A 14809-nucleotide genomic window follows, 5' to 3' on the forward strand; every position below is an offset into this window, starting at 1 on the left:
ATACAGAGTTACACACGGAGTAGAGCATGACACACCCAATTATTACTGATTTAAATAATCGCTACACTGCAAAGCGTTATGATCCGACTAAACGTGTTTCTGCCGATGACCTTGCTGTTATCTATGAAGCCATGCGCCTGTCTGCATCTTCAATTAATTCACAACCTTGGAAGTTTATTGTGATTGAAAGTGATGTAGCAAAACAAAGAATGCATGACACTTTTGCTAATAATTTTCAGTTTAATCAACCACACATTAAGGCTTGTTCTCACGTTATTTTATTTGCACATAATCCAAATTATACCCGTGAAGATTACGCTAAAGTCGTCGATAAAGGCATTGAGGATAAACGCACTAAAGCAGAAGATCGTGAAGCGGCATTTGGTGGTTTTGCTTTTGTTGAATTGAATACTGATGAACAAGGTAATAATGCGTCTTGGACTAAGTCACAAACCTATTTAGCTTTAGGCAATACATTACATGTACTGGCTCGCCTTGGTATCGACTCAACCACGATGGAAGGTGTCGATAGCGCATTAATTGGCGAAATATTTGCTGAAGAACTTGGTGGATTTAAATGCGAAGTAGCACTGGCATTTGGCTACCATCACAGCTCAGAAGATTACAATGCTAATTTACCTAAGTCGCGTTTAGCGAAAGAGCAAGTATTGACCGTTCTTTAAAGGTAACAAATCTATGATGCTTTAAGTTGGTAATGCATTACTTAAAGCATCTTTTATTTAATTTTAAAGGGCTATTTTTTAGTCAATATCATTTCACTTTATGCCGCTTCAAGGGCTTTTGCTTTGCTTAAAACATCATCTGGCTCTTCAGCCCTTAAGGCCATCCCCAAAATAATTAAACCTGGCCAGAATAAGTAAGCTAGGATTTCTAAGTTTTCTCCGAATGTGTATAAGCCAAGCATCAATAAAATTGCCATTCCTACTTTTGCTAATGGGTTACTGAATAGCCTGATGAGCAAAAAGATGAAAGTGACTAACATTGGGATAGCCAAAGCGACAGCGCCGACAACACCTTTAACGAATAGTAATCCGTACCATGTGTGATGTGAGCCGATAGGCATGTATTCCACCACATGAGGCCCCCGTTCTACAATGCCATGACCAAAGATAACCGCTTCATTTAGCCATCTCTCAACGGCAATGTCGGCTAACGTCTGCCTGACTCTAGTTGATCCCGCGCGTGCGGCTTTTACGGCGGCAATACTTTGCTCAATTTTTGAAATGGTTGACTCACCTATGACCCCGACAAATATCATCACTGGACTGAGTAGCAGGTATAACCATGGTGAACGGATAAAACGTAGTGTCGAGAAGAAACCAATTAACGCCAAATAACAAGCAATTGCGAGGCGAGATTGTGATATTAGTATCATTAATAAACTGCCAGCAAGCCCCCACCTTTTCCATTTTTGCTGTTTTTCTTGTATTGCAAAAATGAAATATAAGTTGCCTAACATACCTAATGCGGGAGCCCATGGGGTGAACAATCGCCAGCGGGGTACACCACTACCTGGGTCAATTTCATAAAGGCTGACATTAAAAAATTCAGGCCCTGGTCCACCGATAATACTTAAAGGCGAAACGTACAGTGTCGTGGGTAAACCCATTTTCCAAGCAAATAGAAAAAACGGGAACAGTAGGATTGTGTGCTTACAAACTCGGCAGCTGGCGCGGTAGATAATTTCAGGCCTGATTGGCAAGCAACCTATAATTGGAAAAATCGCCAATAATGCCCAACCTTTAGCCCAACCAATAGAGGACTTAATCAACTTGCCAGTCCCTAGGCCAAATTGCAGATGACCGACAACTAAGGCAATTAGCATCACCCACATGCCTAGTGCCCAAACATAGTGACTAATGCTAATACGGTATGCAGGTTGATGTGCGAGTTTTTTAAATATTAAGCGTAAAAATAGAATCCAAGCAATCACAGGTGCAATGACATATAACGCACCTAACAACCAAAATAAGTAACTGAAACTTATGCAGTTGTAGATGATTTTTTCGTCAACATTTTCCGCAGTAATGGTTTGCGAATCCATAAAATGCTTAATCCTACTAGTGACATGAATGAGGCGCACAAACCACCGAACGCAATGAGTATGACAGCCAACTTATCAGGTGATGAAGGCAAGCTTGGCGCAGACAGTAATTGCAGCATAGGGTACGCAGTGTAAATATCGGATTTACCCACATCCATTTTGGCCATTGCCGAAGTTAATACTGCTGAAGCAAGTTGATGCTCTCGCTGTAAGTCTGCAAGTTTAGCTGCATCGTCATTACTGTACTGAAGACGTTGCTCCCAGGTATTAATCTGAGATGTTAACGAGTCAACTTCAGATTGAGTTGCTTTTCGGTCTGATGCAATGGTGATGAATTCTTGCATCATTTCAGCTCGGCCATCTAAATCATTCACTGTTAGAATTTTAAGCAGTTCATCGTCTTGAAAACCAATAATGATTTTAAAGCGTTGTTGCATGCTTTTTAAAATACTGTCTAGCTCAGCTTGTAAAGTAACAAGCATAGGGTGTCTTGTTCCCAACCTTCCTGCATTTTCAATATATTGTGTATTTGCGGCATTATGTTTTTCAATCAGTTGTTGAAAAAGTTTATCGTTATTCAGTTTCAATAAAATAGCAGCTTGTGCATCGCTGATACCTAAGTGTTTTTCGTATAAAAAATAGCTGGCATTTAATCCTTGAAGCTCAGCTAACATGGTTACTTTACTGTGTCTTAATCGCTCAATCGTGATGGCGAGCTCTTTGAACTGATCAAGTGTTACTAGGCCACGCTCAGACTGGAAATCTAGTAATTGATTCTGGGTTTCCTTTACACGAGATGAATAACTTTTAAGGCCTCTTTTTATGCCTATTTCGCGCAAGGCTATTTCATCTGCACGTAAGTCAGTTAATATATTTTGCAATGAGCGATACATCGCCCATGCGCGCTCTTGAGCATCCTCAGGGCTTGCGGCTTTTACGCTATATTCCATTAAACCTGTTTGGCTCGGCAGTTTAAGTTTTGGCTTATTAATTGCTGAAGTCGGTACATCAAGGTAATGCGCTGCGCTTTGCATTAATAAGGTACTCATTGATATCGCTTTATAATTTTCTCGAGGATCAATGGCTGAGCTCATATAAGGTGACATGCTGGAAGTACTCGCTTGGCCAAGACTATCAAGACTTAACGATGATCCAGCTGCTGCACCGGGCAAAATCAGTACCCATTTACTGACATATTGAGTCGGTGCCAGATAGATAAAAATGGCTGCAAAAATCCAGATTATGAGTAATGAACCAAACGCTGTTTTAAGGTAAAGACGTTTACGTAACTTAGGTGTGAGTCTACTGCCTTCTAATGTCGCACGTTTAATCCAGTATAAGTATGCCAATTCAGAAAAACTTGTTTGCTCAATAGGTTCGTCTGCTGCTGTGTATTGAGCTTGTTTGACAGCCTCTTGTTTAGAAGCATCTTGTGAGGAAATACCTTGTTCGGTTTCTGATGTAGTTATCGCCTCTTCTTCAGAGGCGGGTTGGTTAACGGATGATGGTTGCGTGATGTTTTCACTAGCGTCTTGACTAGTGTTTTGACCGCTTTGTTTGCTATCCGTGCTCGTATGAGTCTTATCTTCATCATGAATTCGGCTCATTTATTACTCCTTACAACCATCCAATAAGGGTTGTTGGTACCACTAACTCAGTTACAGTTCGCGCTATTTCACGTATATTGGTCACACGTGAGTCGTAACAAGCTAAACCATCACCAGGAAGTAACACTGGGTTTGACTGGTCATTCCATGCGCTTTGAATCAGTCCATCTATTGAACGCTCAACAATATCAATTTGGTTCGAAAGTGGATTCTTAGTCACTAAAATAACGTATCGACTGGCATTGGTTGTTTGAGCCCCCCCAACACAGTTAGCTGCAATTGCACCATTTAATAATCGTGTACCATATGGGAAACGAGTCGCCTCACGATCGACCGCTGACTGGCTATTTGAGCTCGCTGGCTGTGTTAAGTTTGACATAAAAACCCTAATCCCTGGCGCTGTCAGTTGTGATGGTCTAGCTAATTGATCATTAAAAGAATGTGTTGATGGGACATGGATATGATCGCCAGCCATTAATGTCATGCTAGGTACTTTCTCACCAGTTAGCATACCACGTAAATCCATATTGAAAACCTGTCCATCACGAATCACTTTAATCGCAGATATGTCGGCATCTGGGCGCACTCCACCAGAGGATTTTACCGCTGCTGCAACGCTACGTTTAATCGCTTGATCACCTGCATAGTTACTACCGTCATCTTTTAATTCTATAGGCAATTTCTTGTTAATCATGTGCTGACCAGGTTCAAAAACAGCACCTGAGGTGGTGATTTCAATAGGTGCCCAGCTTATAGGTAAAATACTGATGCGAACGGCGTGCGCTAACATAAGATTTTCATCTATTAATAAGTCATTGATTAATTGGTTTAACTGTTTAAGCGTTAAACCTTTTGCTGCAATTGCAGGCAAGTAAGGTAGATAAATATTACCATCGGCATCGACTTCAACATCTTTACTAAATTCTTCGCCATTCAGAATCTTAACTGAGATTTTGTCACCAACTGATAATGATAAGGCTTGTTCAGTATCGACAATCATGGCTTTATTGCCAAATATTGGCGCTGTTGGAAAAGTGGTGTGATTTGAGGTTACTGCACTGACTTTGCGGTTGTATGGTGTTTGTTGACCAAAGTAATGACAGCTGGTTAATTGCTTTTCTAAATCACAAACGTCTTGCTGCGCTGGCTGCGAAGGGGTTACGCAAGCGGTTAAACTTGCGATCATTGCGATTGAAATTAGAGTATTAATCGTTTTCATTGCGTTATTCCCTATACGTTTTGATTCAGATATTGATTGATTCGCATGTGTTAAATGAGCTTGTTGTTTAAGTGCTAGCTAGCTAAATCTGCGATAACTCTTTTATCGAAATCTGAGTGCTCAACAATGCTGCTGTGACGCAAAAAATCCAGTGCGAGTTTTTCTGTTTCAAATATTTCAAAAATATGATGTAAGCGAGTCAATTCAATCAATGATCTCACTGCTGGAGTCGGTGATAACAATACGATGTTACCTTGATAATTCAGTGCTTGATTACGTGCAGAAATTAACACTGATAAGCCACTAGAATCGATGTACTCAAGATGCTGCATATCGATGACTAAACGGGTATGCCCTCTATCGATATAATCAACAAGTGCGGCTCGATAAGTTGGTGTGTGCGCCATAAACATTCTGATTGGTAGGGTTACTACGCTCGCATGTTGCGCTACTTTTAATTCAAATTTCATAACGTGCTCCTAGAAATTAATGATGCTTTACAGTGTGCCGGTGTTATTTCTAATTACGCTCAAATAGATATTGCAGGGAGTGTGCCAACTTTTAAGTTGTTTATTTACAGATGTTTACGTTGTTCTGTTGGAGAGTGGTTCATACTGGTTTGCTGTTTGCAAAGGGATATATTGCTGTTTGCAAAAGATTAACTAGGCGAGATTTTCGATTTTGCATTCTGCAAATAGCAGAAATAACGTGTTAATGGATTCAGTTTTACTGCAGAGGTAAGTCATTTAATGATTAGGTTTATAGCGGGGGGAAGCTCTAAAGGAGAAGTAAGAAGTAAGAATTAAGAAGTAAGAAGAAAATAATAAGCCGTTAAAAAGGGCTAACGGCTTAATTTAGTTTCGAGATGATAATACGGTTTTTGATTTCATTTAGTCACCTTGACTGTTTTCATTATTATGCAAATTCCTATGCTACTTCTCCTAGGCGTTAAATTTAGCATTGAGAAGTCATTAGCTTTCACAAATCACGCCTTTTGGAGGCAAAGCCTTAAGTGTGTACCAAGCACAGTTGCTTGCTTCTGAACTTGATCCATCCATTGCTCCATAATCCATAAACCTCGACCGTTGGGTTTATCAATTTGTGGACATTTCTTAGGCGTTGATAATTCGACAAATTCAGTATTATCTAGAATATCAATGACAATGTTTTCTTGATTGTTTTGCAGCATAACGGTGAGTGTTTCAGCATTTTCTGGACAGTGCTGAACGACATTGTTTACTGACTCTAAAATACACAGTATTAGCTTAAATCGTTGTTGTGACTCGATATTGTTAACGATTAAAAATGCTTCTATATCGTCATATATCTGCTCAGAAGTCATGTCATCTATTGCGATATTTATTTGTAAACTGTTCATAATAAATCCTTAAAAGCCGTTAAAAAATATTTGAAATTTGCGGCTTTGGTGAGTACTAAATCTGTCAAAATACTTTTTTACATTAATTAAGACGGTGACATTAATAGCTTGTTTTTGCTGATTAAATCTTTGTTTCGGTTTTAAGTGAACCTCTTGCCATACTTCAACATGAATTGGTGATGCCGGCGTTTACGTCGTCGATTCATTGTTAGCTCCTTTTTATTTGCTTGCTGTATTATTTACTCACTGTGGACATTAATGGCTCTATTTGTGAGTCTTCATTCTCATGCATGGGCGCAGTAAACAGTAATAGTGACATGTCGTCTTGAGGTTCATTTTGGTTCCACAAATTCAATACATAGGTTAAATGTTCAAGTAATTTATTGGCAGGCATTGCCTTTGCTTCTTGGCAACGCTGCTTGAACCTTTCTAAACCAAACATGCCATGTTGAGGGTGATTCACTTCATAAACACCATCAGAAAATAACAGCAGTTGTTCACCTGGGTATAGTTGGTATTCACCACTTTCATAGTGGCTATGTTTATCAATTCCTATCGGTAAACCTGAGGGAACTTCAAGTGTTTGCACATCTAAACTAGAAATTAAAAGCGGCATCGGGTGACCTGCATTACACATTTGAACTTGATGGGTTCTAGTATTAATTTTACCGATAATGACGGTTGCAAACTGGCCTAGATTGGCAGGATCATCAAAAAGGTTATTCAGTCTACTCATTAAGACTTCAGGGGGGAGTTGCCAATCCATCCGCTGTGGTGACAAACCTTGGGCTAAAGTAAAACTCAGCATGGCTGAACGTGCGCCATGACCAGACACATCAATCACGTAAAAACCAATCCAATCATCGGTAATTTTAAAGCATTGAAATATGTCTCCAGCAAGCTCAGCAGCAGGTTCAAAGTAATGTTTAATATCCCAATTATCGAAAGATAGATCTTCTTTGGGCAGTAGTGATTGCTGTAATGCGGCAGCTTGTTGCAACTCTGTTTGTTTATGACTGAGTAGGGTTTCAAGTTTTTTATTGCTATCTAGAATCGACTGCTTTGCTTGTATTAGCCTAACTGCGGCAAGAATTTTGACTTTAAGTACTGAGGCGAGAAATGGTTTTGTGATGTAATCATCCGCGCCTGTTTCCATGGCAAAAACCATATCTTGAGTTTTATCATTACCCGTTAATAATATAAAAAAGGCTGGATTATTGGTTTCTTTTAATCGTTTACAGAATTCGACTCCGCTCATTTTAGGCATTCGCCAGTCACTGACTATTAAGTCGAATTTATGTAATTTGCAGGTATCGAGTGCGGTGAGTCCATCTTCACACTGAGTGATGACAAACTCGACATCTTCTGGCTGGAAGCTCTTGATGAGGCTAGCAATGTAATAACGCTCACTAAAAGTGTCTTCGACTAACAAAATAGACAGTCTTTTTGCGGGAGCACTTGCATTTTGCATAGCTGTTTCCTAAAAATAAAGGGATATAATGTTTTAAAGCAATTTATGTTCCTAGTTTTATTTGTTGTTTATTATCATTGGTATAGGTGTTAATTCGCAATGTGCGACATTGTGTGTTTTCATTTTGCAAATTAATTTTTGCAAAATGCAACGAGGTGTTCCATAGTGAGTTGTGGCGTGCTAAATATTGTATATAGAATCAGTATTTACCCAACAATATGGATAGATGTGCAAACTGCATTAGGAGAAGGAATTTGTCTTTTAGATTAAAAGCAATCATTGCGATTGGGTTAATGCAAGCCGCGTTACTCTTAATGCTAATTTATAGCAGTTTAGGTGTTATTCAAGTTGCCAATCAGACAGAAATTCAACAGCAAGGCCACATATCTGCCATCTTGGTGGCTAATAGTGTAGACGTTAATAACCCACGTCAATCGATACTCCTTCTCAAGCAATCCCTAGAAGAGCACCACATAAGTCACATCGAATCAGTTCAAGTATTCAAAGGTGATATACGACTTTATGCCGCTCAACGAAATAGCCAAGGTGTTTTTGAATTACTTGATGCTGCAATGTCTGTGCGAACTGAGGACTTAGTCTTAGTTGAGGCCGAATCGAATAATGGTACGGGTATCGATATCAAGTTGATGGTCAATACCATTGAGTTTGATGCCAGTGTTGAAAATGTAGCGATTAAATACAGCGCATTGATGTTACTGGTTATTATTTTGATTTCTATTTTGTCTTGGTTTCAAGGCTTACAGCTTATTAAGCATGTATTTAATATTCAACATGCTTCAAAGAGAGTGCTTGAAGGGGAAATGGGAGTGCAGGTTGATGAACCTGGCACCCAAGATATTATCGATACCACCAATGCGTTTAATGAAATGCTAAAAACCGTCGATGAAGAACGTCACGATTTAAAAGGCGCGAATGTGCGACTTAATACCATTCTCGATTCTGCCGCTGATGGTTTTGTCATAATCGATGTCGACGGTGTGATTAATGAAGTGAACAATGCGGTAAATAAGCTGTTTGGTTACCAAAAGGAAGAGTTAATTGATGAAAACGTATCAATCCTCATGCCGATGGCAGACCGTTTTATGCATGATGGTTATATTCAAGATTACTTGAACGGTGGCGATGCTAAAATTATTGGCTTTAGTCGTGGTCGTGAGCTTCAAGCGCAGCATAAAGAGGGACACCTATTTCCTATAGAGTTATCAATTTCTAAAATGGAGATTGATGGTCAAGTGTTATTTTTAGGCTTTATAAAAGATGTATCCGAACTTAAAAACGAGCAAGCTTCAGCTGCAAGAACCCAATCGATTCACTTAGCCACGCTAGAGGCGAGTCATGATGCGTTAATTACCATTAATATTGCAGGGCGTGTAGAAGAGTTTAATGCTGCGGCGGTAAAACTATTTGGTTATGAGCGAGAAGAAGCCCTTGGAGAATTACTGGAAGATTTAATTATTCCTGATGGTTTTCACAAGGCGCACAAAAATGGCATGGACCATCACCGTAAGACCGGTGAAGGCCCTGTATTGAATAATCGAATAGAAGTACCAGCACACAATAAAGCGGGTGATGAGTTCCCTGTCGAATTAAGGGTCATCCCTGTTCAGCTTGGTGATGAGATGTATTACACCGCGTTTTTACGTAATATTTCAGAGCAAAAATCTAAAGAAGAAGAATTACGCCAAGCCAAAGAACAAGCGGAAGAAGGCAGTAAAGCTAAATCGCGCTTCTTAGCCACCATGAGCCATGAAATTCGCTCGCCTCTTAACGCTGTTTTAGGCAGTGTCGACTTATTACTTGATTCAAGTCTTGAAAAAGGTCAGCGAATGTATGCTCGCACAGCTAAAGAGGCTGGTTCGGTTTTATTAAGTACCATTAATGACATTCTCGACTTTTCAAAAATCGAAGCCGGCCAAATGGTACTTGAGCCGAAAGAGTTCGAGCCTGATCAATTAGTTGCACAAGTGCTGCAAATTCTATCTCATAAAGCTCATGATAAAGGCGTGCACTTAGCCAGTTACATTAACCGAAATGTACCGCAAATGCTGGTGGGTGATGCTCAGCGTATTAGGCAAGTTGTGCAGAACTTAGTGGATAATGCGATTAAGTTTTCGACCAGTGGTTGTATATCCGTTGAAGTATGGATCCCTAATCGCGGCAATGACAAGGTGGAACTATGTTGTCGTGTGACCGATCAAGGAATTGGGATAGGTGAAGCTTCCCAGGAAAAACTATTCCGTGAATTTTCTCAAGTACATGATACCCACACCACCAGTTACGCTGGGACGGGGTTAGGTTTGGCGATATGTTCAGAGCTGGCCAAAATGATGGGAGGCTCGATATCAGTAACGAGCACGCTAGGCGAAGGAAGTCAGTTCACATTATCTGTGCTATTGGATGAGTCCAGCCAAGCCACTAATCATAATGTGAGGCTGCCAGAGCATCCAAGAGTCTTATTACTACACCCTGATGAAACCGTATGTAAGCTAATTAAGAAGCAATATAGTCAATATGGCGTTGAAACTAGATATGAGCATCAGGTTAATAACGTATTTAATAGTGTTCGTGTGCGCGGACGTTTTGATTTGGTGATGATAGATGATACCTGTTTAATAGCGGCGAAAGAAAAAGAGATTGGCTTATTAAGAAGCGATTATTTGTTTGAGTCAGGTTATATCTCGGCATTATCTTCTGGAGGCCATAACGATATTCAGAAGACGATCTCATCTTTTGGGATAGAGGAATCAGTAAGCAAGCCACTAAGTCGTGAAATGTTACTGAGCCTGATAAGTGGCGCAACTGCAGATAATAACCATGAAAAGCCATTAGAAAAAATTGCGAGTTTGCCTGAAGGTTGCCGTATTTTATTGGCTGAAGATAGCCCTGCCAATCAAATGGTTGCAGGCACAATGTTAACTAACGAAGGCGCCGTGATGACTTACGCCAATAATGGCGTCGAAGCTGTAGAGCAAGCACTTAACCATGATTTTGATTTAATCCTGATGGATATCAGAATGCCTGAGATGGATGGTCTTGAAGCTTGTCAGAAAATTTTGGCTCATAAACCAGACCAAATTATTCTGGCAATGACGGCAAACGTGTTTAGTGAAGAGATAGCAGCTTGTAAAGCTGTTGGAATGTTAGATTGTATTGGTAAACCGGTTAATAAATCTGACTTGATTTCTGGTGTCAGTCATTGGCTTGGGCAAGTGAAGCAAGACTCGGCAATGGGAATGGGCATGCAATTAAATCATTCTGTTGATAGCGATATAGATTCTAACAATGTTTCTAATTGCGATGCTAATGCTAATGCTGATAAGCATGAGAAAGATACAGCAGCTGAAGCAACTGCAGTTAGTGAAAACACGATTTTAAGTGACACTAATACTAATACTGATACTGACACTGCTAGTGTAAGTAAAGAAGCTTCATTATTAAATCAGCAAGTGTTTGATGAATTACAACATGCAGTTGGTAAAGCCAGTTTAGCTAAAATGATGAATGTGTTTTATGGCGAAACTAAAATGAGGATTGATACCTTAAAAGAGCTGACGCCAGAAGGAAATCGAGAAGAAATTGAAGATCAAGTTCATACCATAAAGAGTAGTGCCGGTAGCTTTGGCGCACAAAAGCTATCAGAAGTCGCAACCGAGTTAGAAGCGGCTTCAAGAACAAGTGACGAGCCATTAACAGCACTGTTTGAACAAATATTTACAGTCTCTGAGCAAAGCTTATTACAGATTAAGCTGAGGTTTGATATTAAATCTGAAGATTAAATATCAAATCATAGTTATGGAAATCTGAATGGTTAAATAAAGAATCATTGGGTTAAGAGTCGTTGAAACAAAAGACATTGAAATAAAAAGGAATTACCTCATGGGATTTAGTGCCATTCTTGTAGAAGACAGCATGTCATTAGGCGCGTTATACAGTGAATACCTCTGCGCAGAAGGCGCGGAAGTCACCCATGTTAATTTTGGTGAAGACGCATTAAAAGAATTAGCGCTAAAGCAGCCTGATTTATTGGTATTGGATATCAAATTACCTGATATGTCAGGTATGGATATTTTGACGAAAGTACAAAAAGAATACCCAAATATTACGGTCATAATGATCACTGCCCACGGCACCATTGATTTAGCTGTCGATGCTATGCGTGCAGGTGCGTTTGATTTTTTGATTAAACCTTTTGATAGTAAAAGGTTGTCAATTACAGTTCGAAACGCCCTAAAGCAACGTGATTTACTCGCGTTAGTTTCAAACTATGAAAGTAGTTTACCGAAAACAAATTTTCATGGTTTTATTGGTGATTCATTGGCGATGCAAACGGTTTATAACACCATTGATTGTGTTGCGAACAGCAAAGCATCTGTATTTGTCGTGGGTGAAAGTGGCACAGGTAAAGAGGTATGTGCGCAAGCGATTCATGAAGCTGGAATTCGAGCGCAGGAACCATTTATAGCGTTAAACTGTGCATCTATACCTAAAGACTTGATTGAGAGTGAGATATTCGGCCACACCAAAGGGGCGTTCACCGGCGCTGTAAGTAATCGTGATGGCGCTGCAACACGAGCAGATGGTGGTACTTTATTTCTTGATGAATTATGTGAGATGGATTTAGAGTTGCAAAGTAAATTGCTGCGCTTCATCCAAACAGGTGTCTTTCAGCGAGTCGGTGGTAGTAAAGAAGAAAAAGTCGATGTACGTTTTATTAGTGCAACCAACAGAGATCCTTGGAAAGAAGTTCAAGATGGTCGCTTCAGAGAAGATTTATATTATCGCCTCCATGTTATTCCCATTGAATTACCGCCATTAAGGCAACGTGGAAAAGACGTTATTTCAATTGCGAAAAAACTGCTTAAACAATACAGCAAAGAAGAGGGTAAGACCTTTAAGCGTTTTAGCACAGAAGTTGAGCGTTGCTTCACTCAATATTCTTGGCCTGGTAATGTGCGTCAGCTGCAAAATGTCATACGGCAGGTTGTAGTACTTAATATTGCTGACGAAGTGAGTGTATCGATGCTTCCAGTTCAAGTTACAGCCGCGTTAACCTTAAAAGATAAGGTTGCTGGACAAGGAAGTACAATTGCGACAGTGACTGAGATTAATGCTAAATCATTATCTGAATTGGAAGCTCAAACGGAACAACAATTGCAATCATCTGTAGAATCATCTGTTAACTCACAACAAATTACCAGTGCAAGTATTGCTTCGAGTGCGTCAGCTGCTGTTGCTGAATCGGTCGCTAGCGCAGTGGTATCAGAAGAGGACATTCAGCCATTGTGGTTAACCGAAAAAATCACGATTGAAACTGCGATAGCACAATGTGATGGTAATATTCCCAAAGCAGCAGCTTTATTGGATGTAAGTCCATCAACAATTTATCGTAAAAAACAGCAATGGGAAGATAAAGGCTTATAACGACAGGTTCGTTTCAACGCTATAAAAAAGCCCATCAAACGTGATGGGCTTTGTTTCTATCATATTAAATACCAAGAATGATTTTTAACTTAACTCTTGCTATTGGGGGTTAAAAATCACGTTCCCAACCTGCATAGAAGGTGGTCTCCCAGTCGCTACTGGTGTCGATTTCTGGGTATTCGCTATAACCGACAGTACCACCAAGTTTGAGTTTTCCGTCATAGAAAGGGCGGTGATAGCTAGCATCTAATTGGTAAAGGCGTTCATAACGACCTGGAGAAACAGGGTTACCTCCACTTGGTCTTCCAGTATCAGTGCCGTCAAAGTTTAATTTGGCATAACGCAACTTAGTACTTAGGCTCTGCCCGTGCTCTAATTGGGTTATACCACCTAGAACCATCACTCGAGAATCATTATCATAGGTGCTACCGAGACTTCTTCCGTAATAGCGGTAACCATCTTGGTAGAATCCATGCTCATACATACAGTTATAAACATCTGACTCAATCCCACATGCTGCCGCTGTGTCAGAATACTCAGCAAAAAAGCGTGTGCTTAACTTAGCAATGTAGATATCTATGCCACCCATGTTGGATGCATTAATTAACTGGTTTTTTCCGTTGTGGTAATCTTCGTGAATTCGTTCGTAATAAATGCCGTATGGCACGCCCCAGGCAGTATCTGACCATCTGAAATCATAGCCTGCAAGCATGTTTTCTTGACCATTTTCATAGTCACCTTCATCGACGCCGCCATTGGTTAGGCCATCCCACCAATCAGATAAGCTATTACCATAGCCTTCACCGCCCCATTGCATGGTCCATGAAAAGCCAACTTCTAACTTAGAAATAGGCTTGAAGGTACCGCGTGCGCCCCAATGCTGGGTATCAGGTACATAGCGGTCACTTTCCATTTGGCTAAAACTGGTGGTAAATGTCCATGGGCCAATCCAGTTAAGCCATGGCGTTTCAAAAGCATTACTGTTGTTACGTGATAAAGTCACACCAGGCATTGGACGAGCATTGGTGGTTTGAATTAAGCCTGAATCCCAACCTGGTCCCCAGTACTTTTGCACAGCGCCGCCAGTGAGTATCCAGTTGCCAAGTTTCACCGCTGCAAAACTGTTATCAAGACGAGACTCATTACCATCAATAGCATCGTAATGATAACTTGCAGCAAGGCGACCACTAAACCAGTCTTGCGTCACTTCAGCAGTGAATTCTACTTCGGCTTTATCACGGTAATCATTACCGTAACCGATAAACCTAGCTTGTTCGTTCGCACCTGCAAGGCTGGCACCTAAATTGACCGCTTGGTGATCTTTGTTATAAGCGCGCATCACACGATGAAAAGCATCTTTTTGATGAACCGTCATCGGGCTTTCTGCAGCATTATCAAGATCTGATTTTATTCCAGACCACATTAATGGGAAAGTCGTTACAGGTTGGAGAATAATACCTGTATCGGCTAAAAGTTGAATGTCGGCGCGAAGTGGTAAGTCGGTAGGTTCAATCCACCAAGCCGCTTGTGTTGAAAAGCTACTCAGTAATGCTATCCCTGCTAGTATTTTTAACTTCATTTGGTTCTCATTTAGATGAAAGTGTTGCATCAAAAAATAAAAATAGGC

At 40.3% G+C, this 14809-nt stretch carries 10 protein-coding genes; 3 read left to right on the top strand and 7 right to left on the bottom strand.

The genetic code is table 11. From position 1 onward, the window contains the following. Positions 1 to 26 precede the first annotated feature (26 nt). Positions 27 to 683 (top strand): NAD(P)H-dependent oxidoreductase, encoded by a 657-nt coding sequence (locus tag K5Q58_RS07550; RefSeq protein ID WP_220753338.1) that lies wholly within the window; start codon positions 27 to 29, stop codon positions 681 to 683. Positions 684 to 781: 98 nt separating this feature from the next. Here K5Q58_RS07550 and K5Q58_RS07555 read toward each other — a convergent pair whose 3' ends face one another. From K5Q58_RS07555 to K5Q58_RS07580, 6 genes are all read right to left on the bottom strand, one after another. Further along, positions 782 to 2065 carry an O-antigen ligase domain-containing protein gene (locus tag K5Q58_RS07555; protein WP_220753339.1) on the bottom strand — a complete coding sequence of 428 codons (1284 nt, stop codon included), beginning with the start codon at positions 2063 to 2065 and terminating at the stop codon, positions 782 to 784. Next, positions 2005 to 3672 (bottom strand): exopolysaccharide biosynthesis protein, encoded by a 1668-nt coding sequence (locus K5Q58_RS07560; protein WP_259651274.1) that lies wholly within the window; start codon positions 3670 to 3672, stop codon positions 2005 to 2007. The genes K5Q58_RS07555 and K5Q58_RS07560 overlap by 61 nt, the downstream gene beginning before the upstream one ends. Positions 3673 to 3682: 10 nt before the next feature. Then, positions 3683 to 4891 carry a polysaccharide biosynthesis/export family protein gene (locus tag K5Q58_RS07565; RefSeq protein ID WP_220753340.1) on the bottom strand — a complete coding sequence of 403 codons (1209 nt, stop codon included), beginning with the start codon at positions 4889 to 4891 and terminating at the stop codon, positions 3683 to 3685. Between the two features lie 74 nt (positions 4892 to 4965). Further along, positions 4966 to 5361, bottom strand: coding sequence for an STAS domain-containing protein (locus K5Q58_RS07570; RefSeq protein ID WP_220753341.1), 396 nt, complete (start codon positions 5359 to 5361; stop codon positions 4966 to 4968). A gap of 515 nt (positions 5362 to 5876) precedes the next feature. Continuing rightward, entirely contained in the window at positions 5877 to 6269 is a 393-nt protein-coding gene (locus tag K5Q58_RS07575) for an ATP-binding protein (protein ID WP_220753342.1), read from the bottom strand. Between the two features lie 235 nt (positions 6270 to 6504). Continuing rightward, positions 6505 to 7740 carry a SpoIIE family protein phosphatase gene (locus K5Q58_RS07580; RefSeq protein ID WP_220753343.1) on the bottom strand — a complete coding sequence of 412 codons (1236 nt, stop codon included), beginning with the start codon at positions 7738 to 7740 and terminating at the stop codon, positions 6505 to 6507. 254 nt (positions 7741 to 7994) lie between these two features. Between K5Q58_RS07580 and K5Q58_RS07585 the strand changes: the two genes are divergently transcribed. Beyond that, positions 7995 to 11537, top strand: coding sequence for a PAS domain S-box protein (locus K5Q58_RS07585; RefSeq protein ID WP_220753344.1), 3543 nt, complete (start codon positions 7995 to 7997; stop codon positions 11535 to 11537). Between the two features lie 100 nt (positions 11538 to 11637). After that, positions 11638 to 13182, top strand: coding sequence for a sigma-54 dependent transcriptional regulator (locus K5Q58_RS07590; protein WP_220753345.1), 1545 nt, complete (start codon positions 11638 to 11640; stop codon positions 13180 to 13182). 109 nt (positions 13183 to 13291) lie between these two features. On the opposite strand, the gene K5Q58_RS07595 is transcribed toward K5Q58_RS07590, so the two are convergent. Beyond that, a complete protein-coding gene (locus K5Q58_RS07595) occupies positions 13292 to 14761 on the bottom strand; it encodes a capsule assembly Wzi family protein (RefSeq protein WP_220753346.1) in 1470 nt (489 codons plus the stop codon). Positions 14762 to 14809: the final 48 nt, after the last annotated feature.

It is taken from the genome of Shewanella sp. KT0246 (genome assembly GCF_019654955.1).
GTDB classification, from domain to species: Bacteria; Pseudomonadota; Gammaproteobacteria; order Enterobacterales; family Shewanellaceae; genus Shewanella; species Shewanella goraebulensis.